At 46.6% G+C, this 24,179-nt stretch carries 22 protein-coding genes; 5 read left to right on the plus strand and 17 right to left on the minus strand.

What is annotated here, in order from left to right:
- Positions 1 to 24: 24 nt before the first annotated feature.
- Both DXY31_RS13005 and DXY31_RS17440 read right to left on the minus strand, forming a co-directional pair.
- Entirely contained in the window at positions 25 to 618 is a 594-nt protein-coding gene (locus DXY31_RS13005; RefSeq protein ID WP_170953700.1) for a hypothetical protein, read from the minus strand.
- Positions 619 to 904: 286 nt separating this feature from the next.
- Complete coding sequence (locus DXY31_RS17440) at positions 905 to 1,072, minus strand: hypothetical protein (RefSeq protein WP_206749817.1); 168 nt, start codon at positions 1,070 to 1,072, stop codon at positions 905 to 907.
- 345 nt (positions 1,073 to 1,417) lie between these two features.
- Between DXY31_RS17440 and DXY31_RS13020 the strand changes: the two genes are divergently transcribed.
- Entirely contained in the window at positions 1,418 to 2,575 is a 1,158-nt protein-coding gene (locus DXY31_RS13020; RefSeq protein WP_137024994.1) for a carbamoyl-phosphate synthase, read from the plus strand.
- A gap of 183 nt (positions 2,576 to 2,758) precedes the next feature.
- On the opposite strand, the gene DXY31_RS13025 is transcribed toward DXY31_RS13020, so the two are convergent.
- The 4 genes from DXY31_RS13025 to DXY31_RS13040 all read right to left on the minus strand — a co-directional run bounded on the left by DXY31_RS13025 (position 2,759) and on the right by DXY31_RS13040 (position 6,595).
- The gene (locus DXY31_RS13025; protein ID WP_114994147.1) at positions 2,759 to 3,055 is read right to left on the minus strand and encodes a hypothetical protein; all 297 of its coding nucleotides are present in this window, start codon (positions 3,053 to 3,055) and stop codon (positions 2,759 to 2,761) included.
- Positions 3,056 to 3,314: 259 nt separating this feature from the next.
- The gene (locus DXY31_RS13030) at positions 3,315 to 5,156 is read right to left on the minus strand and encodes a serine protease (RefSeq protein ID WP_114994148.1); all 1,842 of its coding nucleotides are present in this window, start codon (positions 5,154 to 5,156) and stop codon (positions 3,315 to 3,317) included.
- 213 nt (positions 5,157 to 5,369) lie between these two features.
- A complete protein-coding gene (locus DXY31_RS13035; RefSeq protein ID WP_137024995.1) occupies positions 5,370 to 6,068 on the minus strand; it encodes a hypothetical protein in 699 nt (232 codons plus the stop codon).
- 62 nt (positions 6,069 to 6,130) lie between these two features.
- Positions 6,131 to 6,595, minus strand: coding sequence for a COP23 domain-containing protein (locus DXY31_RS13040; RefSeq protein ID WP_114994150.1), 465 nt, complete (start codon positions 6,593 to 6,595; stop codon positions 6,131 to 6,133).
- A gap of 1,066 nt (positions 6,596 to 7,661) precedes the next feature.
- Here DXY31_RS13040 and DXY31_RS17590 point away from each other — a divergent pair.
- A complete protein-coding gene (locus DXY31_RS17590) occupies positions 7,662 to 7,823 on the plus strand; it encodes a hypothetical protein (protein ID WP_244279770.1) in 162 nt (53 codons plus the stop codon).
- Between the two features lie 876 nt (positions 7,824 to 8,699).
- Here DXY31_RS17590 and DXY31_RS13055 read toward each other — a convergent pair.
- Positions 8,700 to 8,963: a hypothetical protein gene (locus DXY31_RS13055; protein WP_114994153.1), complete on the minus strand. Its 264-nt coding sequence runs from the start codon at positions 8,961 to 8,963 to the stop codon at positions 8,700 to 8,702.
- Positions 8,964 to 10,716: 1,753 nt separating this feature from the next.
- Entirely contained in the window at positions 10,717 to 10,935 is a 219-nt protein-coding gene (locus tag DXY31_RS17445; protein WP_137024996.1) for a hypothetical protein, read from the minus strand.
- Between the two features lie 176 nt (positions 10,936 to 11,111).
- Here DXY31_RS17445 and DXY31_RS13075 point away from each other — a divergent pair, with 176 nt between their 5' ends.
- Entirely contained in the window at positions 11,112 to 12,359 is a 1,248-nt protein-coding gene (locus tag DXY31_RS13075; protein ID WP_114994157.1) for a patatin-like phospholipase family protein, read from the plus strand.
- Positions 12,360 to 13,389: 1,030 nt separating this feature from the next.
- Here the strand turns inward: DXY31_RS13075 and DXY31_RS13085 are convergent.
- From DXY31_RS13085 to DXY31_RS13110, 6 genes are all read right to left on the minus strand, one after another.
- Positions 13,390 to 13,707 (minus strand): DUF3303 domain-containing protein, encoded by a 318-nt coding sequence (locus DXY31_RS13085; RefSeq protein WP_114994159.1) that lies wholly within the window; start codon positions 13,705 to 13,707, stop codon positions 13,390 to 13,392.
- A 250-nt stretch (positions 13,708 to 13,957) separates the two neighbouring features.
- On the minus strand, positions 13,958 to 15,163 hold the full coding sequence (locus DXY31_RS13090) for a YbfB/YjiJ family MFS transporter (protein ID WP_114994160.1): 1,206 nt from the start codon (positions 15,161 to 15,163) through the stop codon (positions 13,958 to 13,960).
- A gap of 224 nt (positions 15,164 to 15,387) precedes the next feature.
- Positions 15,388 to 16,647 carry a flotillin family protein gene (locus tag DXY31_RS13095; protein ID WP_114994161.1) on the minus strand — a complete coding sequence of 420 codons (1,260 nt, stop codon included), beginning with the start codon at positions 16,645 to 16,647 and terminating at the stop codon, positions 15,388 to 15,390.
- Positions 16,647 to 17,969, minus strand: coding sequence for a flotillin family protein (locus DXY31_RS13100; RefSeq protein WP_114994162.1), 1,323 nt, complete (start codon positions 17,967 to 17,969; stop codon positions 16,647 to 16,649). Before DXY31_RS13100 ends, DXY31_RS13095 begins: the two co-directional genes overlap by 1 nt.
- 39 nt (positions 17,970 to 18,008) lie before the next feature.
- Positions 18,009 to 18,548 carry an NfeD family protein gene (locus DXY31_RS13105; protein WP_244279771.1) on the minus strand — a complete coding sequence of 180 codons (540 nt, stop codon included), beginning with the start codon at positions 18,546 to 18,548 and terminating at the stop codon, positions 18,009 to 18,011.
- A 154-nt stretch (positions 18,549 to 18,702) separates the two neighbouring features.
- Positions 18,703 to 19,284 (minus strand): ferritin, encoded by a 582-nt coding sequence (locus tag DXY31_RS13110; RefSeq protein ID WP_114991252.1) that lies wholly within the window; start codon positions 19,282 to 19,284, stop codon positions 18,703 to 18,705.
- A 962-nt stretch (positions 19,285 to 20,246) separates the two neighbouring features.
- Here DXY31_RS13110 and DXY31_RS17450 point away from each other — a divergent pair.
- A complete protein-coding gene (locus tag DXY31_RS17450) occupies positions 20,247 to 20,450 on the plus strand; it encodes a hypothetical protein (RefSeq protein ID WP_114994164.1) in 204 nt (67 codons plus the stop codon).
- Between the two features lie 21 nt (positions 20,451 to 20,471).
- Here DXY31_RS17450 and DXY31_RS13125 read toward each other — a convergent pair whose 3' ends face one another.
- Positions 20,472 to 20,744 carry a DUF1651 domain-containing protein gene (locus tag DXY31_RS13125; protein WP_114994165.1) on the minus strand — a complete coding sequence of 91 codons (273 nt, stop codon included), beginning with the start codon at positions 20,742 to 20,744 and terminating at the stop codon, positions 20,472 to 20,474.
- 164 nt (positions 20,745 to 20,908) lie between these two features.
- Between DXY31_RS13125 and DXY31_RS13130 the strand changes: the two genes are divergently transcribed.
- Positions 20,909 to 21,127, plus strand: coding sequence for a hypothetical protein (locus DXY31_RS13130; RefSeq protein ID WP_114994166.1), 219 nt, complete (start codon positions 20,909 to 20,911; stop codon positions 21,125 to 21,127).
- A gap of 161 nt (positions 21,128 to 21,288) precedes the next feature.
- Here the strand turns inward: DXY31_RS13130 and DXY31_RS13135 are convergent, their stop codons facing one another.
- Positions 21,289 to 22,629, minus strand: a complete 1,341-nt coding sequence (locus DXY31_RS13135) for a mechanosensitive ion channel family protein (RefSeq protein WP_114994167.1) — start codon at positions 22,627 to 22,629, stop codon at positions 21,289 to 21,291.
- Positions 22,626 to 23,930: an extracellular solute-binding protein gene (locus DXY31_RS13140; protein WP_137024997.1), complete on the minus strand. Its 1,305-nt coding sequence runs from the start codon at positions 23,928 to 23,930 to the stop codon at positions 22,626 to 22,628. Before DXY31_RS13140 ends, DXY31_RS13135 begins: the two co-directional genes overlap by 4 nt.
- Positions 23,931 to 24,179 lie beyond the last annotated feature (249 nt).

Raw genomic sequence — 24,179 nt, forward strand, 5'->3', positions numbered from 1 at the left:
GAGCTCAAGTTCCCGGTGGTTGGCTTAGTCGGCTGTTGCGGGTCTGCTGACCAGAGTTTGGTCGATCTGCAACAGTGAGCGACCGTCTGCACTCACAAGAATTCGTGTCATCACTGAAGGTGAGCCTGCGGACTGTTCCCAACCCGGAGCACCTCCAGGAATCTCGAATTCAAATCCTTCCGGCCCAGCGTGGACAAGGCAGGGATTGTTGGATGCACTTTCATACATGCAGATTCCAGGGCGATAAATTCTCAGGCTGCCATTTCTTCGGGTCGCTGCACCTCGGGCGAGATTCATGGCTCGCCGTGCGGCAAATGGATCGTTGCGTACATATCGATTCACGACTTCTGGATCGGGAGACGTTTCGGCGTACGGGCTTGGTCCGCTACTGACTTCCGGATCTATGAATGGCTGTGCAGCCCCTTCTGCAGAGGCTTCATCAGGCGACGTGATTGTGGCTTCTATCGGAGTGATAAGTTCACAACTCACCTCAGGCGTACTGAGATCGATCAAACTTGCTGCGACTGGGCGTCGAGTCTCCCTGTCGAAGCATTGATAGTTCATGACATCGCTTTGCGCGGTCTGCGCTGTCGTGATCAGCAAAGCGGCCGATCCCAAGCAAAGGCTCAGCCGTTGCATTGACATCCTGGGAGTTGTTTCGTTCAAAACGTAGTGACTTTGAGCTGTTTTGGTCAAAAGCAATGCTGATTGGTATTGCAGCCGTGAAGTCATTCCTCCTGCGGGCATGTTGTCAGCCCCATCGCCTGTGGGTTGCAATGGCTGTTGGGCAACTTTGGCTTTTTGGCAACCGTGGCCGTTTGGCAATGGTGGCTTTTGGATGCTAAAAGCTGTTGCCTGTCAAAGGCTGTTGCAAAAAATGGTGGATGGCATCAGCTCGCTGATCTCAGAAAAGGGCAGGATCAATCTCAGCTTCAGGATTCAGTTTGAGAACCATCCATAGCAGCATCGCGACACAGGCTCTGTCATCGGCTCCATAATCGTATTTCCAGTCGTTCACCATTGCGGTTAGCTCAAGCTGTGCGCTGGTGATGAATTCATCTGTCCATTCCATGGTCACTCCCCTAGTGCTTGGGCCACGATCTCAGGTATTGGAGGAGTTATCCAACACGACTCTGTCAATTGCCATACATCTCTGCTCTGGCCAATCAGGCAAGCGTTTTACGGTCATTGGTCCGTCGCGGTGCCTGTAAGCAAGCCACGGCTGCTTTCGCTGATCCTCCGTTTACATTTTCGCAGTAGGAAGCGTTACCGCACTGATTTAATCCAGCTCGTCCTGTCTTAGAGCGGATGAACTTCAGCAGAGAGGAGCGATCAAGGAGTAAGACTTGATGGATGAACGGTAGCTGCAGAACTGGAAGGCAACCGGATTTGTCTGACTTGCCAGCACTGAGGAACAATGGTTGCCGGCAACTTCCGTCAGCAGCTGTTTCAGCAGGACGATCTCCTCAAGCATCCGCCACCCCATCTGGACACCTTCTCGGCAGAACCAGCCCGGATGGTGTCCGAACCAGGGGTAAGGCATCATGCACGCACTCACCCCAGTCCAATGCTCCGTCGCCTTACCATTGGATTGCTGATTTCTGCAACGGCCATCGCACCGTTTCCATTGAAGGCACAGGACGGCATGCCAGAGGATCTAGGCGATGCGATCAGCATCAACCTCAAGGATGTAGTCAAGTTCAATTGGGGTTTCCAAGGTGCATTGCAGGATGCTGGAGTAACCAATCGAATAGGTGCTGGTTTTTTCTATCCTTTCTCTATTAAGCCCAATAAAATGTGGTTTCTAGATAGTAGATTTGATCTAAACTTGGGCGATTATAATATAAATCCTGAATATCTTAGTTCCAGTATTAATGATGTGCAGGTTCAGGGAGTTTCAATATCAACATCAACTCGTATCGGATATAGATGGATTGATCGTCATTTGAATCGCGGCTTTGGTGTTTCGGCTGGATATGACAGTAGACCTTTGATCGCTGGCTTTCCGATGGATGAATTCATCAAAGAAGCGACAGCTTTCCGTGGAGGACCGCAGACACAGTTTTTTCAACAGCTAGCACTAAGTGCAGTAACAGCAGGTGAAAAATCGAAAGTTTCAGCGTACGGCTTATTCCCAATTGGTGACTATGGAATTGGATCTAATAAGGTCGCGGCTATTTATGGCTTTTACGGAGCGTCACCACTCATGACGACTGGAATTGATCTCGAGTATGAGGTATTCCCATCAATCAAAGTTTTAACAGGCTTTTATTATCAATCGAATGAGTCAGAGCCGCCACTCTATGTTGATCCCGTTTCGGGATTTGGGTTTAAAGCACAACTGACAGGAGACATAAACGACTATTCCAGTATTTATGCCAGAATGACACGCGACTTGAATTTCAAGACAAGGTATTCAGCAGGGTTTATTGTAAGATTCGCGAAAGAGACTGACCAAAATATAAAGAGTGGCCTTGCAGATTTTGCCAATTCTTCCCCTGATTATAGATATGTGAGAGTGAACTGCTCTGAAGCCAATCCAAGTCGTGCAGAAGATGAGCAGTGCGGCGATTAATGATTACATATTTAAAAGTTACTCTTAACGCGGATAAATTGACTCACCATTCGATTTACACGATGTGTGCATCATCATCATCATTAATTCAGTGTAAGTCGTATTTATTATTGGTATAACCGCTATTGATTCATTGATTCATCTTTTGGAGTTCTGACTTGCTAATCTTAAAAAGATAATAAGCTAAAATAACCTATACTCTTCCATCTCTGTTTTGCCATTTTCTGGCAACTTTGGCTGTGTTGATAACGGCTGCTCGTGACCGGTGTTTCTCTCATCTTTTTCAGGATTTTTTTGCTGTGATGTTTGAGTATTCAAGCTCTGCTCGTGATCGGCATCGCTCGCACCTTTTTCAGGAACTTCTTGCTGCGTTGTCGTTGGTATTGCCGTGGGAGGCTGCTTATCAAGGATCACTCCGTTGAAATAAACTACTCCACCAATGATTAATAAAATCAAAGGTGGCCAGTATTCAAGCTTCATTGTGGCTTTTCTGCTTTTGCAGAAGGTTGATTGCGCTTGGGTAACGCTAGATTGCTTATTCTAAGGCAAATATCTTCCGCCATGTAAAGTAGCCTTCAAATGGCTTATTTCATTGTCTGATCTCAAATTTAGCAGTATATGGGATTTTCAGTTGCCGAAGATTCGTTTTTGTAGCTATATTTTTTAAGTGCAAGAGATCGCATAAGTAGTGTTTGAAATACCTTTGCTTAAATTTAGCTGTTGCGATCTGATAACCTTCTTACATGTTATTGCACCAAGCGCCTTCTCTACTTTTTAAATATTCAGAGGTCCCTGTATAGCCTAGCGATGATGCCTTTCTTAAGTCATTGCAGGCGCTTTTATTTTGTCCAAGTTTATGTTTTGCGCGACCACGTGTATCTAAGGTTGCACCATTATTTGGATTTAATGCAAGTGCTTTGTTGGCGTCCCTAAGAGCGCCTCGAAAATCTCCTTGTTTAAATTTAGACCATCCACGATTATTATAGGCAATTGCGTACTTTGGGTTAATTAGGATAGCCTTGCTTGCATCATCAATTGCTCCCTGATAATCTCCTGAATAGATCTTTGCAAAAGCACGGTTGCTGAAAGCAGCGGCATCCCTTCGATCAATCTCAATGGCCTTAGTGTAATCAGATATTGCCCCTTGATAATTACCTAGGCTTCGTTTTAAAATGCCACGATTGCTATAGGCACGACCAAGCTGTGGGTTAATCTCTATTGCTTTGTTGTAATCTGCCATTGCACCTTGATAGTCTTTTAGGTCATACTTTGAAATGCCGCGGTTGCTGAAGGCATCTGCGTACTGCGAATTAATTGCTATTGCTCTATTGAAATCAGCAATTGCTTCCTTGTTATTACCTAATTCGGCTTTGGCATTGCCACGGTTATTGAAGGCAATGGGATATTTCGGATTAATTGCTATTGCTTTGTTGTAATCAGCAATCGCTCCTTGATAATCTTCTAAATCATACTTGACAATACCCCGATTCATGTAGGCGGGCGCATACTTGGGATTCATTGCTATTGCTTTGTTGAAATCAGCAATTGCTCCTTGATAATCCTTGGACTTCTGCTTGGCATTGCCACGGTTGTTGTAGGAAACGGGTTTCTGCGGATTAATTTCAATTGATTTCGTGTAATCAGCAATTGCCTCTTGATATTTATTTAAGTCATATTTGGCATAAGCACGAAGAAAGTATCCCTCAAAACTTGGTCGTAATGCCAGTGCTTGGTTTGTTAGCTTAATTACTGTCTGCTCTCTTCCCTTTCTTGTCTGGGATGCTTTTGCTTGGGCCAGATAATCATCAACACTAGTTGCAGCATTCTTGATAATCACCACAGGCTCGCCATTTGCAAAAAGCTTGTAGTAAGTAATTGGAATACCTTGATTGATCCCTGTTTTCGTAACCAACTCTTTGTCACTGTATGCCTGCTCATCTCGCTCTCCCCTTCCATGCAGTCCTACCAAATCTCCATCAGAATTCAGCAGTACACCTCCACTCATTCCACTCTCCGTTTTGTTGTCATATAGCAATTGATATCCCTGGTCAATTCCGATCTCTGCATTGGCTACAACCTCTCCAGTTTCATAGCGAAGGTTTTGTGAGTTATTAAAGGGAAAACCTGCCACATAAATGGGCTGACCATACTTTACTTTTTTGATATCCCCAACTTCAGCGACCTCATAACTGCTACCACTAGTGAATGACAGTACTGCCATATCAACCTCACCTAATCTTTGGATACTGCCTTGTTGTAATTGGTGCTGCTTTCCATCAGGTGTGTAGATTCCAACCTCTTCTCCAGGTCTATTGCCACTCACCACATGCCATGCTGTCAGCACTGTGTAGCGATTGCCCTCTCGTTGAACGATCACACCTGAACCCTGGGTGCTTCCTTCTATGCGGACTGTGATTGCTGCTGCAATGCGTGCAACAGAAGCATACTGTGCAACTGCAGCACTCTGTTGAAGAACAGCTGCTGTTGTCGCTGTCGAAATACCAAGTGTTCCTACCAGAAGAGGTTGCCCGAACGGCAGCATCGATAGGGCTACCGCTAACGCAGAAACATTCCGGCTCATCTTATAAACCCTGCTGAATAAATGATAGGACCTCTATCCTATTTGACTGTCCAGGTACTGACTGTCCGTTTTCTCTTTACATATCGACGCGCTGATCTATCAGTTTAGATGATAAGCATATTAATAGAGCGTAAATTGCAATTGGGGATGGTTTGTCTTGGCTATTTTGGCCAGTCGGCAATGGTTTATTCAGTGGGCATGAGCAAAGTCTGACTAAAATAATCTATAACTCTCGTATGACTGTGCTTGATTGAATTGATTCATTAACGCAATTAATGCTTGTTTAATGTCTGGGATATTGTTTGATTCAAGAGCCTGGGCAAGTTGTTTGAGTTCTTGCTGTGAAAGGTTGTCTTCTGCCCACGCAAGAAGTGCGTTCAAAGATTCTTTGCCTCCTACAATAGAAAGTATGCTTTCAGCTGATTCACCACTAGACTGTGCTGTTGATTGTGAATTCTGATTCGTAGGCCTAGTACAATAATTCACAAATAAAGATATCACTTCTGAAGCTGGTCTCAGTTCCATATCAAAAGCTTCGAGCTCCATCATCTTGTCCCAGCCATTGTACTGCCGAAGAATCTGTGCATAATGAGGCGCCTGTTCTTTTAAGCCTCTAAGCATTCTTGGGTGATACTCCGCCTTCCATAGCAAACCGCCATTGCAGGCCTGCATGACATGAGCACTTTCATGAGCCAACACTTCCCAAACAGCACTAATATCATTGAAATCAATATTGTTTGAGCAAAAAACAAGCCGATCTCCACCTCCTCCTTCGGTGGGTGCTTGATAAAAACCCAGTGTATTTGAATCACAAGTAGTCTTTTCAACTTTTGTGCCAGTCTGTTGAACGTAAGTAATCAGCAGCTCAATATCTTTTGGTGAATCAGCATAGGCTGTCGGGGGAAAAGCCAATAAATTCGCTGATTGGATGAGAGCGACTGTGGTAATGAAACACTTCAGTTTAGTCATTTTATTCAGAAGAGTGAGTATCCAGGCTTTGATGGTGTAGGCGCTGGAGACATTGGAAGTGGATTCAATGCATCACCCATCTTTTGTTGAATTATTGAGTCAACGTTCACATAGAGTCGTGCTGTGGTTTCTTCAAGTGGCGCAGATCCGGGTTTTCTTTGAATATTGAATAGCTTCTTCAAAGTGGAAGTGGCGTTTTGTCCTGGTTTAAGTGTGTAGAGCAAACCAGCACAGGCTCCACCATCTGAATTGGCAACACAAATAACAGGCAGTCCATTCATTCGGCCAGTCGTAATGTAATCCAAGCTATTTGATGAGTGAAATTGTTGAAAACGCGCTGAGACTTCTTGGCACCGTCGCTCAGGCGTCCAGCCGGACCCAGAGAAGGTGGTACTTTTCCAATAAATAATTGGTACACTTTTGCCAGTTTTTGTTTTTACGACTGTTACCGGGATGCCTTGGTCGATCATGCAAGCGATAGATGATGCCAAAGCTGAACTCGCTTTTGCGTGATGGCCAGCCAAAGCAGTAAAGACAAATACCGCGGGTACCAGGTAAAACACTGCTTAGGACGCTTTAAGTTCTTCTACCCTACATGGAAACTTGATGATTATCATTTCGTCATTATGAAAATTCCTTTTGCTAGACCCCAGACTTGCAGCAAGTGTTTCAGCAACTGCTTGGAAAAGATTCTGTGATACCTGATCAGCTTTTTCTATGTTAGTGAAGAGACCATCCAAAAGCTTCAAATCGGCTTTAACTGAGAGGGGTTTTTTGTATCGTTTACATTGTTTGTTCTAACCTCTGACACTGTCTTTTGAGATATCAGTGAGCTGGCCGTAGGCTTGAATTGATTCAATAGAGTTTCGAAGAATTCTGATGGTCTTGCCGTTGACTTGTCTAAGAGCTGAGCAGCCGTGCGTTCTTTCGCGACACGGATTTGATTGTCTCTTCTCAGTATGCTGGGATTTGTTTTCTAGATGTCAGTGTCTCATAGATCTGATCAAGGGGAGGATTGTTTTGCTCTCCAGCAGTTTTTGATCGTGTTATCAGGAGATCTGAAGCTTGATGTTCATCAACTCGCTTGGTTTAAGGGGCTCATCGCTTCTATTGACACTTACGGCCGCTCTCAGTTCTGAAAGGTTTATTGTCCTATGGATGTGCAGGCCAAAGAAAGAAGATTGGTTGACAGTCCATTGATCGATTAATCAGCAGCACAATTCATAGATTGCGAGAGGGGAAGATGCAGGCAGCTCGCAATAGAATTGTCTTGACAAGTCGAGTCGCCCAAGGCTGGATTGTTCAAATCTCTTTGCGGTGATTTACTACTGATGCTGTCCCGACCCTTGTCTGCTCTGCAGTAGCTCTGCAATCCGGCAGTCATCAGCGCCATTTGCAGGCGACTGGGACTTAGCAGGTGATGCGTGAGGTTGTCTGGATGACCCTCATCGAACTCGTTAACATCCATCTCTTGATCAAGTTCTGGTGAGCCGGTGAGTGACGTCACTCGGAATAAATAAGTCAGCGCACCGGCGCATGGCATCGACGCCAGCCGATCAATTGCATATTTTTCCAAGCTTCCACTGCGTTTGCCGCAGCATGCGTCTCTGGCTTTGTGGGACCGGTGGATGGTGTCTCACCCAGCGCTATGAGCTCAGGATGACCACTGGCCATGCCCTGTTGGGGTGTCGTTGCTGAACTCTCACCAGCAACTGTTCATCACCATTCAGCTGCCAGACTTCTCCTTCAAGTCTTGGTGGGGATTCGTGAGTGGCGCGATAACGATTCGTCAGTTGTTGAGTCTGGTGGTTATCCGGTTGAATCCGGGGCCGAGGACGTCCTTAGGGGAGGTCGCCTTTGCGGTTAATCAGCAATCGGTCGGCTAAATCGAGCTTGTTCATCTCTTTGAGCAGCTGCGCGTAGACAATCTCTGGCCTTGGCCGATGCTTGGTTGATTCCATTGGTTGCTCCAAGTGGGATCCAATCGGTCTACGCCCGCTCGCCCGTGCCTGGTAGTGGGTTAACCGTCCTCTAAGGTTCGGTTTTAGCACCCTTTGTGGATTGGGCTTCTAGAACTCAATCTCTTTAACACGTATCTTGTCGATGTTTTGTCAATTACTGACTCGATCACTTGTGTTTTCCCATATCTTAAAATCTGTATTTGTAGACTTTGTGATGCAGGGAAAATTGGCTATGGATTTTCATTCATTTTGTTTGCTCTGACAGTTGGCTTATGGTTCTTTTATTTGATGGTTGAAGCCAGCGTTGTGGGATGAGCCAGGTCATACTTTTTGAAAGTAAAAGCATCGATGCACGCTGAGTCTTCCCACCTAGGCATCATCCAGCTTTTTCAGTGCGTTTCGCTCAAAGAGTTGTCTGGCCTTTTTTACAATTCGCCATTTTGGCGAATCCCTCAACTAGATCAGCACTCGATTCCATGCAGCTATGGGCTGATCATCGGTCGGTCGCATATTTCTGTCCCTATGAGGCAGAGTCTGTCCTTGGGAGCAGTTCGATCGACATAGAGTTGAATTGTGTATTGAGGCCTTGTCAATAGGCCCTGCATCGTCTTATTCATTGGCGTTTTGGGTCTAGGGAAGGCCTTTCCTCAAGCTGGGGAGACTCGTCTTCAAATTGTCTCAAGGCTTTGAAAAGTGCATTGAAGTAGGGAAAAACCCAGATCACGATTCCGACAATCGTCCCCCAGGCTAGCCAGGTTCCTATTAGGGCTGTAAAGCCCATTCCAGGGTTTCCCTCGTAGAAATGATTGAGAGCTAAGGGCCAGCCAAAAGCTAGTAGAGCAATTTTAATCAGTGCACTTTTCTCTGATTTTTTCATTGAGTTTCAGCAGTTATCCATCTTTCTAGCAAGGTTAGATACTCAGAGCAGCTAGCTTGCCGTCTATGAGAACAAAGAGTTCTCTTTCTTTGCTGCCTTCAAAGGGCTTTCAGTCATGTTGTGCTTGGGGGATGGTAATAATTCCATAAGCTGCTGCCAAGGGCTATGTGCGCAGCAATTGCCAGTTTGAATAACAATTGGTTCGGAGAGTTTAGGCGTCCTCCGTTGACATGCAATTCTCGCATGATCGTTATCTTTAGTTAGATATGGACTGCTTGGTTTGTACTCTGATCATCTTTGCCCTAGAGATTAAACATTTTCCTGCAGTCTCGTAAGGTGATGATGCATTGCACATTTTTTGACTGTGTGTCATAAACTCGATATGTTTTGCCTGTGGCCATGCACTTTGTGCGAGCACTGACAAATGCCTTAAATTCTGTCTTGTATTGGATCTCTGGAACCCACACCTCTTTTTCGGAAGAAGCTTCCTTTAAGCGCTCGATGGTATACATGAAATGATCGCTAGACCTTCATCTTTGCCACTAACGACGCAAATAGGTGAAATTCACAGCTTCTTGTTGGGATCATGGACCCAACCCGTCATGGACTCAGAGCAAACTCTTTGAGAGATGGAATCATAAGTTGGATGCGCTGTGGCTGTGATTGGTATGCCTTTGGATACCTTCTCAATACACACCACAAGCCTGTTAGATCGCCAATCCTGTACACCATCAAGCATGCATCATGCTTCTCGGCAGTCTTTGAAGCGATCCTTGTTTTGAACCGTCGTCTGACCTTCCGACGTTCGTGGCTGAAGCCCCATGTCAGAAGCAGTTCGAGGCAAATGATGGTTTGGTCGACTCATTCACTCTGGTGGGTTTTTTGTTGGCTGCTTTGGCTACTCGTTCCCAGAGGAGGAACCCCCTGAACTTTCAGAGGGTAACTTCTCCTTGTGACGTCCTTCCAATCCGCTCTCACTACAAGCCTTGTGATTGTCGGATTGCCCATGCACTTGCAGCTTGCTGTTGCTGCCAAGCCATCAATAGATCTTTGGCAATCGAACGAAGCTGCTGCACATCTTTGGAGCTGTCGATCTCCCTGGAGAATTTTTCGATTTCAAACTTTTGGCCCAGAGTCAAAGCAATTGGTTCCATAAGAGCTTTCGGCTTGGCGCCCAGAACTTAACCCAGATGGTCCTGTGCAGCAAACCTCAAACGTAGTCGTTGCAACCATTTCGAGAGGTCTATGCTCGAGTGAATACATTGTGTTGATTACAAAGCGTTGCCTGAATTCGCTAATGATTGCCATTTGATCTGCTGACCCGCTTAAAAAGGATTACCCCATCTGAATTCGATGCATCTCTCCTGGCAAAAACATCTTGAACTTTCCAGGATTGTATCGAACGCTGCAGACAAAGATAGTGGTATTGGCCTTGCTCTTATGGGCATTGCACTCACGATTCTCGCTAAAGATCTATTGATGTACGAGACGCGGTCGTCAGTAACCAATACTTGGCGGGAAATTGGTCTCAGCTAAATGACCATGCAGGCCACGCGTTGTGTCCTTGTCCGTGACGTCCGCCTATGAGGTTGTCTCGTAAACAGCAATGATCAAGTACTGGATCAACAAGACAGGCTCATCGACGTTGCTGTCCTGAGCAGTTGGTAATGCCAATCCGCGAATAAGCCTATGCTCCTCTGCAGGCTGTTCATTCAGAGCTGTAGGCCAAGACCATCGGAACCTGATCCTTGCATCATTTCCGTGACCAGTGGTCCTGCTTCTGCAGATCCAGCTGATATCCAGGCAGACGACCAAAGCAGCCTTGTCGAAGGGTGCTTTGCAAGTCGCGCCGTTGCAGCGATAGGTGTTGCAGTTTGGCGTAGACGCCAGGAGATCCTGGCGATACCAGCGGTAACGCATCGGACTTTGAGATTCTCGCGGTGTAAGTTAGTACTGAGTGCCCATGGAGCATCCCAGGGTTAAAGCCAGAACGATCATTCGCATGGATAACGTGAAATCACGACTTTCACCCACCTTGAATCTTTAGATGCGATGGATCGGTTGAAAATTTTTTTCTTACGAGAAGCAATGTATAGCTTGTCTTTTGAGAAGTGTTTTTCGTAGAATAAGATTGATCAACGGCATCAGATGAAAAACAGACATTCTTGGCGCTTCTGGTTGTTGATCGCTGCATCTTTTAGTCTTGGTGCCATTTCGGTCGTCGTTTTTGCTGTATTAGCTTACGTGGGCGCAGGAGCATTCAATAGTGATAATCGGCTGGCTAAGCGAAACAACATTGCACAAGCTGAACTGATTCAGCGTCGGAAGCAGGAGATGGCTGAACTGTTGGAACGCAAGCGAAGGTCTTCAGAACACTTGGTTGATCGAATGTACAGCAGATATTTAGATAATCCAAATGCAACGATGGATTTCTTGGTGATCTCTGGAGGGGGTGAAAATGGAGCCTTTGGATCTGGGTTCCTTGTTGGTTGGTCAACAGTCACCGACAAGACGCAATCAATGCCTGTATTTGATGGCGTGACTGGAGTTAGTGCCGGCTCCCTGATTGCACCTTTTGCGTATATTGGCACGGATGAAAGTCTTGAAAATATTAATCGTTTCTTTCGGAACACCACGGCTGATTTTGTTGTTTTAAGAAAGCCTATCTATTTTTTGCCAAGCAACATGAGTTTGGCGCGAGTTCCAGGCCTGGAAAGGGCAGTTGGCGAAGCATTCGACCAATCAACCGCTCAGAAAATTGTCGAAAAAACCACACCGGGAAGGCTTCTGCTGCTTCAGTCAACAAATCTAGACTTGGCATTTCCAGCTGTTTTTGATTTTGCAGCAGCAGCCAAGAAGTCGGTCGCCGAAAGTAATACAGAATCAATGACTAACATTGTTCTCGCCTCGGCCGCGATTCCAGGGATGTTTCCGCCACGTGAAATGAATGGTTTTCTATATGTAGATGGAGGCGTGGAAGGTAATTTTTATTATGGTGGTCATCCCTCAAAACCAGATAATACTTTTGGTGGGATTTGGAAAAGAAAGCATCCGAACATTCCAATCCCTAAGACTCGTTACTGGGTCATCATCAACGGTAATCTCAGGGAGTCGCCTAAAACTAGTGAAACTGGATGGGTAAGTATTGCTACTCGAAGTCTTGAAGTTTCTGTAGGCTCAGACCAGGTCGTAGCGCTGAGACAGCTTTACTCAATTGCAGAGTTAACTCAACGTCGTGGGCTTGGTCAAGTTGAAGTTCGATGGATTGCGATTGATGAGCCTCTCAAAGATGGTGTTTTTCCAAAAATATTTGATAACAGGGAGATGCGGCGATTGTCTGATTTGGGTGAAAGTTTAGGACGGGATCCGAATTCCTGGAATTTAACTTCACCGTGAACTCTTGAAGTACTGATCGTTGGTTTGAAGGTGGTGGTCTTGAGTCTTGATATCAATACCCCTCGCTTTCAATCTTGTTGTGTGATTATTCAGCAGCCGATGAATCTCTAAAACTGTAGGAATCGTTACGACATGTCCAGGATCGCCGGTGCCATGACAAACAAGTCGTCGCTAAAACGCAATGGATTCCCAAACTCTTCTTGCAAGAACTGCCAGAGGAACCGTACTTCATAAGTACAATGACGGATTTTTGGTTTGCGATCCTGACGGGCAATGCAATTTTTGTGTTGACCTATACAGGGCTGAAGAGTTGGTTCGTGAACTAGACCATGGATTTGATTATCCATACTCCTCAGGTTTTCACGAGATCATGCATTAAGAGCAGCAAGCAGGACGCCCCAATTGTTTAGTCTATGTCTAGGTATCTTCAGGACTTGAGTTTCTGGTAACTTATGCTTTTGCAAAAACAGCAAAGAGCATCTGCAAGAATTGAGTTCTGGTACATTTCTAACAACAACTGATGTCTAGATATGAGCCGATAAGCTATTGGATTAGAAATAATTCTCATATATGGAATTTATCCATTCTTGTCATAATCGTCTAAAAGTGATCTAATGATCTAGCTCCTGACTCAATTCAATTAATAGTCCTTTGTTGATAGGTAAAACGCAGCGAATAGGACTGCAAGCAAGACAATAGGTTCCATGAAGCTTTGTCTGAACTTGGTTATGGTGCAGCTTTATTGATTTTGAATCCGTCACCTATGACACTTTTTAGGAGAGATCCTTCATGCAAGCAAAGGATAGAGGCCGGACAAATCCGGTCTCTATCCTTCCATGAACAAGAGTTTCGCTCGTTAATTTCTGTCTTGCATCGGGCAGGCGGGTTGGGGCTGAGGCATTGGACAAGCTGGTTCTTGTTGTTGGCTCATAAGAAACATCGATAGAAGTTGACCCAACCCTTTGAAACGTAACTGGCAGCTCTTTCAATAGGTAGAAGTTCTGCTTCGACCCTGATTGGCAGATTCTGCTTAGTCAGTATTGGCCGCCGCTTGGATTTCTGGCCACATAGCCGCAAACTCCTTGTCAGAAACTACAGGTGTTATCTCGAATTTGATGCCGAAGCCTTTGATCCAAGGGGCAAGGTGTGCCCAGACTTTGCCAATGTCGCTTGCTACGGCAATGGCCATTCCTCGACCAGCAATTGGATCACATACGCGATACTTCAGTTCAAATCCTTCGAATTTGTCGCCCGGCCCCCCTGCATTGATGTACTCGGCAAAATGAGGGCATGCTTCCCAGGAGCCTCCAACTGTTGGAAAGTTCCAAACGATCAGATAGTGCTGCACGTGGTTTCGTCAAAGACACCTCTTCGTAGCAGATACCATGTTTTTGCAGAGTGGCGGTTGATTCATCCTTGTGTGATCCGAGTTAGGCCTGTGAAATCGACGTCTGCTCCAAGATCAAGCTTGATTTTTTGAATTTGCCGAATTGCCTTGCCCAGCATGATTAATGCAATCATTGGCATTGAATGGTTGTTTTGGTAAGGAGACAGGCCAGCTTGGGCGTCAGCGAAAAATAAATGCTTCAAATAGCAACTTATTTACGGTTATGCTTTTTGGAGATTGAGTATTGGATCCATTCAAGAGCAAATTGAATAGCTACAGCTGCAATGCCTAGAATTAAAATGAGATCAAGACTGTGACGTGAAAGCTGTGCTGTTACAGACGAGAAAATGATAAAGCCTAGGGCGCCGATTGATGTGGCAATCGACCAGGACCGACGTTGTGCATCTTCATTGCAGAGTTGTCCGAGTCGGTCAAATGTTAGTGTGCCAGTCATCATATCCCATACTCCGATTAGGAATATTGAGCTAGAGAGTGTGAAGACATTCTCTGAAACTCCGAAAAGGATAACTCCTATTAATCCAATTATTGAGATTAAAGGCAGGAATAGTCTTGTTGTTAACTTTGAGGGAGCTATTGATGGAAGTAGTCCGCCAATGATTAAGCCGATTCCGAACAGACTGTCGACGCTGCTTGACATCATTGGGGTCAGTCCGACTTGCTTTACGGCAACCAATGGCTCGTAAAGAATTGCAGGCACCTGGCCAACCTGCATCATGGCAAAGCCCAAGATGATGATTAATATGAGTAGTTTTAATTCAGTTCTACCAGTCTTTGTTTGCCCGTTTCGACCAAGCTCTGCAGCAGTTGCACTAACAACTGTTTTCTGTCGTTTGTTGCCTGTTACCAGCTTAAATGTTGGCAGACTGAGAACGATCGTTAATATTGCAAGAATGTTCCAGGATGAGGGTGCAGATGTTGGAGAAAATAAACCGATTGCGATAGCTCCGAGTAATGATCCGACTCCGCCTCCGCACATGATGAATCCTGTTGCTTTTCTTCTCCAATGATCTGGGACACGCTCCAGTGCTAACGTAGGAAGACCTGAGACGACATGTGCAGCCCCCCATCCGCAAAGTAGTCTGAGGATTGATTGGCTCGTAAAATTGATCAATCTTCCTTCCAGAATTATTGAAGTAATGATTGTGATTAGCGCTGCAAATACATACCTGATTGATGCTTCCCGACTTTTCACGTAGGACTGTTGAATGCATCCAGCCAGATAGCCGAACATGTTAATGGCTGCCAGTTTGCCGATGTCTTCGACAGCGATCCATTTTGCGTCTGCCATCAGACTTCCAATGATTCCAAAGTCAAACCGAACCAAACCAAGCGCGATCGCAATGCCGAAGCATCCGCCAAGTAGATCAATCCACCAATGCTCCCAATCGAGTTTCATTTGTTGATGCTCATAGTTTCACTGATGTGAATCTTGAATAATTCATTAGAGCTGATCAGAAATAACAGTTCTGTCCGATCTCGCTTTTCTTATAAATGTCGACAAGATTTGCTTTGCTCCTTGCCCTTTGTTCAGTAAATTTTTACTTTGCCAGTCACGACGATTCGCGTTTGATTGGCTTCGTTTCACCCTTGTTTCATGAGATTGGTTGATGTGCTGCGTCATCAGCTTGATGCAGCGTCTGATCCAATTCCTGAAGACTGATTCGTTGATGCCCTGTCTGTGGTGTTCGGTAGGTGTAGGCCCGTGCTGTCCTGAAGTTGTCGCAGCAAGGTGGCGATCGAGAGGTTCATCTGTCCATCGCGTTCTCCTATTAAGGAAACCTCCTCTACTTCGATGGGCTGAACTGTGTCACTCAGCATCGTGAGGAGTGGCTCCAGCTTCTGCAGCAGAAACAGCCGTTTGGCATCCGAGCCGGATCGTTTGAGTGAGGTCACGAGTTCCTGAAGGCCCTCTGCCTGCGACCTTCCCTGCTCAATGATGGAAGCTGCTGCCCCCTTTGCATCCGCCATCATCGTTTCGCACTCGGATTCTGCGGGCGCGATCACATCGGCTTCGAGCTGCTGCATCACCTGTTTGATCCGCTCCTCTTGGACTGGTAACTCAGCTTCGGCACGAGCTAGTTCTGCGCCCACCTGGGCGTCGACTTCGGCAACAAGTGCCTCGCGACGAGTGAGTGCATCTTTGATGCGCTTTTGAGCATTAGCAGTGGCTACGGCAAGTTCTTTATCGAGACGACGCAGCGAGGTGATGCGTGCATTCTCAGCTTGCTTCACGGCTGATTGAGATGTGGCTTCCGCTTCTGCGATGCGAGAGTCTCGCTTTAGTTCGACCAGTTGTTTGCGACCGATTGAATCCAGATAGCGCACATCATCTGAGATGTTCTGGATCTGGAGAGTGTCAAGGACTAGTCCTAGCTTCTGGAGATCATCCTCAGCTTCCTCTAGCAAGGTTCTGGCAAATGTGATCTTGTCTTCATTGAGTTGCTCCGGAGTCAGGCTTGCCATTACACCACGTAGATTCCCTTCCAGGGTTTCTTTGGCAATGTGGCGAATCTCATCCTGATTTTTGCCAATCAGCCGTTCGATCGCGTTGTGGATGCCTGGTTCATCCCCGGAAATCTTGATGTTGGCGACTCCGGCGACGTTCAATGGGATTCCTCCTTTGGAGTAGGCGTTCTCCACGCGTAGCTCGATGATCATGTTGCTGAGGTCGAGTCGCATCACTTCCTCGAGAACTGGGATGCGTAGAGCACTGCCTCCCCTCACGGTGCGATAGCCCACCTTGCGTCCATCTCCGGTTGTTTTGCCTAAGCCAGCAAAGATCAGTACTTCGCTGGGCTGACAGATGTAATAGAGCTGACGCAGAAGCACGACAAATGCCCAAAGTCCTGCGGCTCCAGTGAGACCAACTGCAAAAAACATCACTCCACTCCAGTTGAGGACAAGGTTCCTATCAGATCAACGCCAAGGATCTCCTTCACTTGCTCGAAGAATTGACGCACGACTTTGTGGTTCAAGGCCACCAGGCTGGCCAGGCTTGACGCGTCATTGCCATCGAGCGCTGTGATGCGTTTCAGCTGCAACTGAGCGGGTAGTCGGGTTGCTTGCTGAAGCACCATCTCAATCTGTTGCAGCAGAAAGACAAGCTCAGCTGTGCTTCCGGCCTCTTCCCAGACCTGAGTGAGCATGTCGTTCACAAGGGCACTGGCTTTGACATCCTCAGCAGTGGCTGCCGCTTGACCACGAGCCCGTAGCTCCTGCGCTTTTTGCTGAGCCTTTGATGGAAGAACCGCCTCAGCTTTCAGGCGTAGACGCTCCAGCTCAGCACGCACCTTCTGCAGTTGTTGTTCTGCACGAGCTCTGGCTTCCAGTTCGGCAGCTTCTGTCCGCTCCTCCTCAGAGCGGGCCTGTTTCTCCATTTGGGCGACTTTGGTGCGAACGTCGTTGTCTTTCTCAAGCACCACTGTGTCGGCTTCGGTACGAACCACCTCAGCCACCTCTTCCATCTCCGCTTCAATCCGCTCTGCCTGACCGATAGCCTCGGCTTCAGCGATTTCAGCGTCTCGCACGATCTGTGCCACTCGCCTGCGGCTGATCGAATTGAGATAGTCCACATCGTCGTACACACTCTGAATCTTCAGGGTGTCGAGCTGCAGTCCTAGCCTGCGCAGATCCTCACCGACTTCATCGGCGATCTGTTCAGCAAACCGAAGGCGGTCTTCATTGACCTGCTCCGGGGTTAGCTGCGCCAGGACACTGCGCAGGTTGCCCTCCAGATTTTCTTTGGCGACCTGCACGATCTCCTTGTTGTCGCGGCCCAGAAAACGTTCGATCGCGTTGTTGCGGACCTCTGGGTCAGTGCTGACCTTCACATTGGCGATTGCCTGAATATTGAGAGGAGTCCCGCCCTTTGAATAGGCGTTGTTCACCTCCACCAGCACTGGCAGCAAGGTCACGTCCATGCGGCGGGCTGTTTCAAGAATCGGTTTCACAAAGGTGCAGCCGCCATTGGCAACGACGCGGTAGCCCTTAACGCCCTGATTTCCCTGATTGGATTTGGAGCCGGTCACCACCAGCATTTCATTGGGTCTGCAGATGCGGATCATCCAGCGGCTGATCAGGGTGAGGGCGACGATCACCACAAAGACGCTGGAACCGATCGTTACCACTGCCGCGGCAGGGTTACTGCTGGGTTGTCGTTGGGCAAGAACCGGGACCGGTTCGATTGCCAGGCTGTTGTGCATGCCTGGGAATGCGACTGACCTTCCTTAGCCAGGCTGCAATCAGCTGACCATGTCCATGGCATCCACAACTAATGTATTGCCCTCACAACGCAAAATCACCACACTCTGGCCCCGCTCTAAAGGACCACAGGCACTTCGTGCTGCTCGTCGCACCAAGCTACCGCGCACCGATGTCTCCACAAACCCACGCTGACGTTCACTCAGGGGCAAGGTCACTTTGGCTTCCAGTCCGATCAGATCGTCGGCGAGCACGACAGTATTGGCTTCGCGTCGAGCCAGGAAGCGCAACGCAAACGAAGCACACAACCCCAGGCTGACTCCTAGCAATAGCGCTATGGGCAGGTTGAAGCGGGAAGCCGTTGTTTCTTCAAACAGCTGCAGTAGTAATCCGCAGAGCCCAAACCCGGCCAGTGAAAAAGACCAGAACGATGTGCTGAGCAGAACAGCCGGGTTGCCACCTTCAGCGATTCCGCTTGCAGCATCGCCATCAATCATGCTGTCCGATTCACCAGCGATCGAAAGCATGATCAAGACTCCGCCTGCGATCAGGCAAAAGAGATAGGTCCAGGTCATCGCCATCGACTGGAAGAAGTCTCATCATGAGCGTGATTGCTATTCGGCAACAGGAGGTTGTTGCTCATTTCAGGTTTTTCGTTGGAGGATCTGGCTTGTGCCTGACAAAAGCCCCGCTCAAAGCGAGGCTTGTTGCTGAGCTGAGAGATTGATCAATTGATCAGCCTTCGAGCTTGGCGGGTTCGGCTTCGCCTTCCCTGAGTTCAGCGTCGATGATCATCACCGCAGCAGGGTTGCCGGCAGCGAACTTGACGCGGCCCAGCAGATAGGCGGCCTCGTGCTCAGAGAGACGCTGAGCATCAACGATTGCGTCGAGGAACACGGTGGTGCGGCGGTCAATGTCCTGTTCAGCAGTGCCGTAAAGCTGCAGCACCGAGGCAGTCACGTCAGCTTCCATGCGGAAAACATTGGCGATCACCTGCTCCACATCAGTCCACTGCTGACGCGGTGGTTCAACGGTGTCGAGCACCGGGCGCTGGCCTCTGGAGATCAGATAGTCAGCAAACTTGGCAGCATGCTCCTGCTCCTGCTTGGCTTCATCACGCAGATGCTCGGCAAAGCCGACCAGTTCACGTTCAGCAAACCAGATGGCAGCAGCGAAATAGTCGGCTGAGGACTGACGCTCAAGGTTGAGATGAGCCTGCATGAGATCAAGCAGTTCGCCTGACATGGGCTCGGCCATGGCCCGGCCTGCAGGACCGACGGGAATGGTGATGGTGGCTTGGGTGGCGGAATTTGTCATTGCCTTGTCCTCTTGGGGGGATGCATCAGTTCTACATCACAAAACAGCGAAAGATATGCGTAAAAACCGAACATTAGTGGATCAAAATATGCTCTTGAGAATCACATTCAAGTGCTGCAAATATGCTCTTGAGAATCACAATCAGAAGCGCAAATCTGCTGATGAGAATCAGTTTCGTTTGTGCGCCAGCTGTCTTGGGTGCTGCTGCGACGCCTAGCTGCGCCTGTATCCCCCCCCTCCCAAGGCAGGGCGTCGGGGTGCGTTCGTTCACGTCTCAGCGAGTCAGGCGGCTCTTTGTTGCCTCCTTGGGCCATGTCGTCTGAGACCTATGGGGTTTCAAGGACTCACCGTTTCGGTTATGGGTAATGATGCTCATTGTTTTCCACTCACTGAATCATTTCAGCTTGATAGAGGTTAAGTCGCTACTTGTTCGACTTCAATAGCAAAAGCCCGGGTATCTTTTGTGCTTGATGAGTCACTCGAATGCATGGCGTAAACACGAAAAATCTGCTGACATTTATTGATATTGGATTAAGTGATAGGGAACACATGATTGAGAGGATTCAAAGTGGTATCGCCAATCGAGGCAAGTCATTTCTTGCGTCAATCGTTTTGGCTCTGTTTGTCTTCGGTGTTGTTCAGATGCTCACTAGCGCTTGACCAATAGCTGTCTTCTCTGATCTACCAGCCTGCATGCAGTGAGGTGTGACCCGTCTCATGGTTCAGGTTGACCAATTGCAGGGCCTGTGGCTCTCTGGGGTGATCACATCACCGTAGGCACTGCTCCGACCGCAAAAAGGACATTGTTTGTATGGCTTCATCCCCAATCCAGGAGGCTGTCAACCCTGCAACGTTGGTCACTCTGTTTACAAGGCGTTTCAGCGTGTTGAGCAATTGAATGAAAGTCTGTTTGTTGAGCAGATCTGCTGCAGAGTTGGTGAGATTATCAACTCCAACAAGTCGTGCACGAAGTCTTGCTGATTGCTCAGCTGATTGCCTCGGATGATTCAATTTTCCAAGCTTGGGTTGACAGTCGTACACCTGAAGAGCTCTGTGAAATCTACAGAGACGGCTTGATTCCCGCCAACATGTTGCCGGGAGGCCGTGCTGAAACACCCTGTAGTTTCGGCAATGTTGATGATCCTATGGACTACATTCCGCGATGATTTATCATTTGGATGTTTTCGTTAGAGCACTGGCGCAGCGCATCGGCGCCATCCAACTTTGATCATTTGCTTCCAAATTTCACTGGCATTTTGGTTTGATAGCTTTCGTCTGGACTGAGGAACCGGCGGTTGGGGACGAATCCAAACGTAGGTTCTCAACTCAACCCAGTGCCCATGGGTCAACGAAGAATCAGGCTTGAATTGCACAATCAGTAGTTGGTCACCATTAACAAGCCAGCCTTCTCGGCCAGCCTTTTCGCTGGGGTCAACCGTGCTTGGGCCGCAATTCAACATGAGGCAGAGTATGGCCTCGACTGCTTCTCAGCTGTCGTCGAATGTCACCAAGTCAGCACTCGTTGGCCCATTGGTTGTAGCCAACGAATTTGGCTTGTGCTTCTGTTTCATCGATCGAATCAGCTGCTATTTCCAGCTATCAAGGGTGTAATCGCCATGAAGAGATGGAAACCCTTCTGCTAATTACCCTTTTGATGGTTGCCGTCGATGGGCCGGTTACCCCTTCTGAACTCAGCAACGACATCCAGAATGGAATCATGGCTGAGGATTTCAGCCCGAGCCCATCTGCATGGACTGGTGGTCCAGAGGTCAACATGTGGACAGGTGGTGCGAATCAGCCCTCCAATGATTTCTTTGACAGTCGTCAACCTGTCGCTAGGTGATCCAATCAGCAAAGATCAGTCGCTGGGTCACTGCTAGGTGGGGGTTCGATTGCCAATTTCAGCCGAAACAGCACAGTCTGATGCCATAATCTGAGGCCATAAGAATAATTATATGGCAAAAGATTTTATACTCCAATCATCGTCGTTGGTTTGTAGAGAGGTCATGATGATGGTTTCTCTTGAATATCTTTGGATGTAATGCTTATCGAGTCTTGGATATGCAAGGTTCTCTGTGGAAATGGTATTTCGATCGAGTTCTCTTGCAATGTTTTCCAAATCATCAGATTCACTTCGCTTGTTACACGAATACCCCCCATCACATCCTGGATAAAGAATTTCACATAAAAATCTAAGCTTGAATCCCCATAGGCAATGAACATGGTTGATGGTTCTGGATCTTCGAGAACCTCTGGATGTGATCTCACAACATTGGTAATTAATCGAATAACTTGATTTGGATCACTTCCATAACTAACTCCAAAATATGATTTTCTTGCAATGATATTGTGGTTTTTGGTATAGGTTGTGATTTGGTTGCTGAAAAACAGGTTGTTCGGAATGATTCTCTCAGAATGGTCATTCACGTTCGTGACTGTTACAGCTCTTAGTCCACAATCTGTTATTTTAGCGATTTGAAAGGCTTCTCCTGAGCTATCAAGAAGGTTGAGATTAATCACATCACCGGGTTTGGTTGAGCCTTCTATTAGCAACCAGATTCCACTGACAAAGTTACTGATAATTTCTTTAAGGCCGAGACCAATGCCAACAGAGAGTCCGCCTGTAATCAGACCAAATACAGTTGGATTAATACCAATTGCGCCAATGATAATAAAAACACCTAAACCAACAAGCCCATAACGAATTAAAGTGAAAATTGCTTTTGATACTTCGCGGTCTTGGATGCTATTTGATCCAAAGCTCCATTCGAGTATTTGCGTGATGAGCGATGACAAATTGACCCATAAATAGAGACCAATGGTTATCAGCAACGCATCCCCAATGTTGAAAGGTGTGCCAAAGAGTTGGATAATAGTTGATCCAAGTAATGATAAAGGGTCTCCAAATATTTGAATGACCTCGAAGAGAAGATATCCAATAAAAATAGGTATGAAAAGCCTGGTCTTGTATTTCTTGATTTGTTCAGCTTTGTCTCTGTTAACTGAATAAATCAGCACTTGGAATAAAATTGTCAATATGATGTAAACCAGTAATAGAGCCCATGCGTGTTGAATAATTCCATTGGGTCTTCTGATGATCTCCATTAATGCGTAGATCATTGATAGTAAGACAAGCGCCAGAGATGCGGCTGTAGCCTTGGGTTTGATTGGGGCTTTTAATAGTTTTAAATTGATCTTTGCTTTGGATGCAATAGTCCATCCAGTTAGTAAGCAGATAATGATAATTAGAACTTGGGTGCTTACAGCTGTTCGGCTAAAGGCGTGCCAAAGCTCATTACAAAATTGAATAACGGGCTCCAGATTGATTTTGCTTGATGTTGTCATTGGGGACTCTCAAGCAGCTCAATAATTTCATTACTGGCTTTCACGGGATCGATCAAGCCCGCAGTTGCGTCTTGATAAAGTTCCTGGATTAGGTTGAAATTCAAAAACATAGTTTGCAACTCTTTCTCTGTCAGCTCAGATGAATTGGCGAAAGACTTTTCTGATGTATTATGTACCGGCAACAACTGTTTATTGAAATCGCTATTTTTGTTTATCGGTAATAGTGAGTTCCAATTGATTGCGATCTGTTGCTGTTGATCAACACTAATCGCATAATTACTAAATCGTAGAGCCAGTTTTTTCTGGTTTTTGCTTGCAAAGGGATTTACCGCAAAAGAAGCTCCAGTAAGCCTTGGCGCTGAGTTTTTGCCATTAATAGTTGGCAACTCACCAATCCCCAGATTTTGCGTCCCAAGCTTATCTCTTAGTAATGGTAGGTCAATTGATTCACAATTAATAATACTAATCTTGCCCTCAGAGAAATATTCAGTCATCAATGATGAATTCTTGAATATCGCCATGTTGGGCTCTTCATCACTTTTTTTAAGCAACTTAATCCAATCACTCAGTCCATCTTTGAGGACCTGGCTGGAGCTCTTGTTCGTTCCAAACAAGTTAGCATTAAACCCCGGAAGTCCCCAGATTGTTTCAAGAAAGTTTCCGCCTATTGCTATTGAAACTCCTGACTTAGAAGTTTGGATTAATTCATCAAAAGTCTCAGGTGCTCTGTTGACTTTTTGCTTGTTGAAGCAAAGTAATTGAACATTAATGATAAAAGGTATTGCATAGAGAGACCCATTAACCTTCATGGATTGTAGAAGCTTTGGTCGGATTTCTTTAAGCCTCACACTTTTGGGTGGAATTGCTTCAATTTCATTCTTTTTGCTAAGTGCCGGGATCATAAAATTATGCACAAGTAACAAGTCTGGCCCCAGTCCATCCTTTACCTGTTCCGAATATCTTTTGTAGATACTTGAGTCTGAGTATTTTCTCCAAATAACATTGACCATGCTGTATCTTTGTTCAAATCGCTTGATAAGTTCTTTCAGGGTTTGATCAATCTTTTTCTGTATCAGTGGGTTCATCCCCTCGTAGTTTGGTGTCCAGATGGAAAGTGATCCTGCTGGAGGTGTTTGATTTTTCTTTTCTCTAGATTCCAATTCAAACCAGGGCCCTCCCTGAATTTGACTGCTGTAAGCAGAGAGGTTTGGAGTTGTTGTTGATGTCTGATCATTGCAGCCCTGCAGAAGTAGGCTTGCAGCCAGGAGTGTTGATGCGGCTAGAGCTGAGTTTCGAATCACTTCTCCTCAGATCTCTATTTAAATTGTGCTGGTTTATGCAGAGATAGTCGTGAATTACTTAATTATTTTCGGTTGTGACGCCAGTTAATAGCACAATTGAGCTTTCTTCTCGACTTTTCAACTGACTTTAGACCTCAGTCAACTTTCTACGCTTTTAATATTGCCATCGATTGATCTGTTTGACTGTGTTCGAACACTTTCATAATTTTCATTGAATGTGTCATTTGCTGCTGACAGTTTTGAAGTCGC

Source organism: Synechococcus sp. UW179A, from assembly GCF_900473965.1.
In the GTDB taxonomy this organism is placed as follows: domain Bacteria; phylum Cyanobacteriota; class Cyanobacteriia; order PCC-6307; family Cyanobiaceae; genus Synechococcus_C.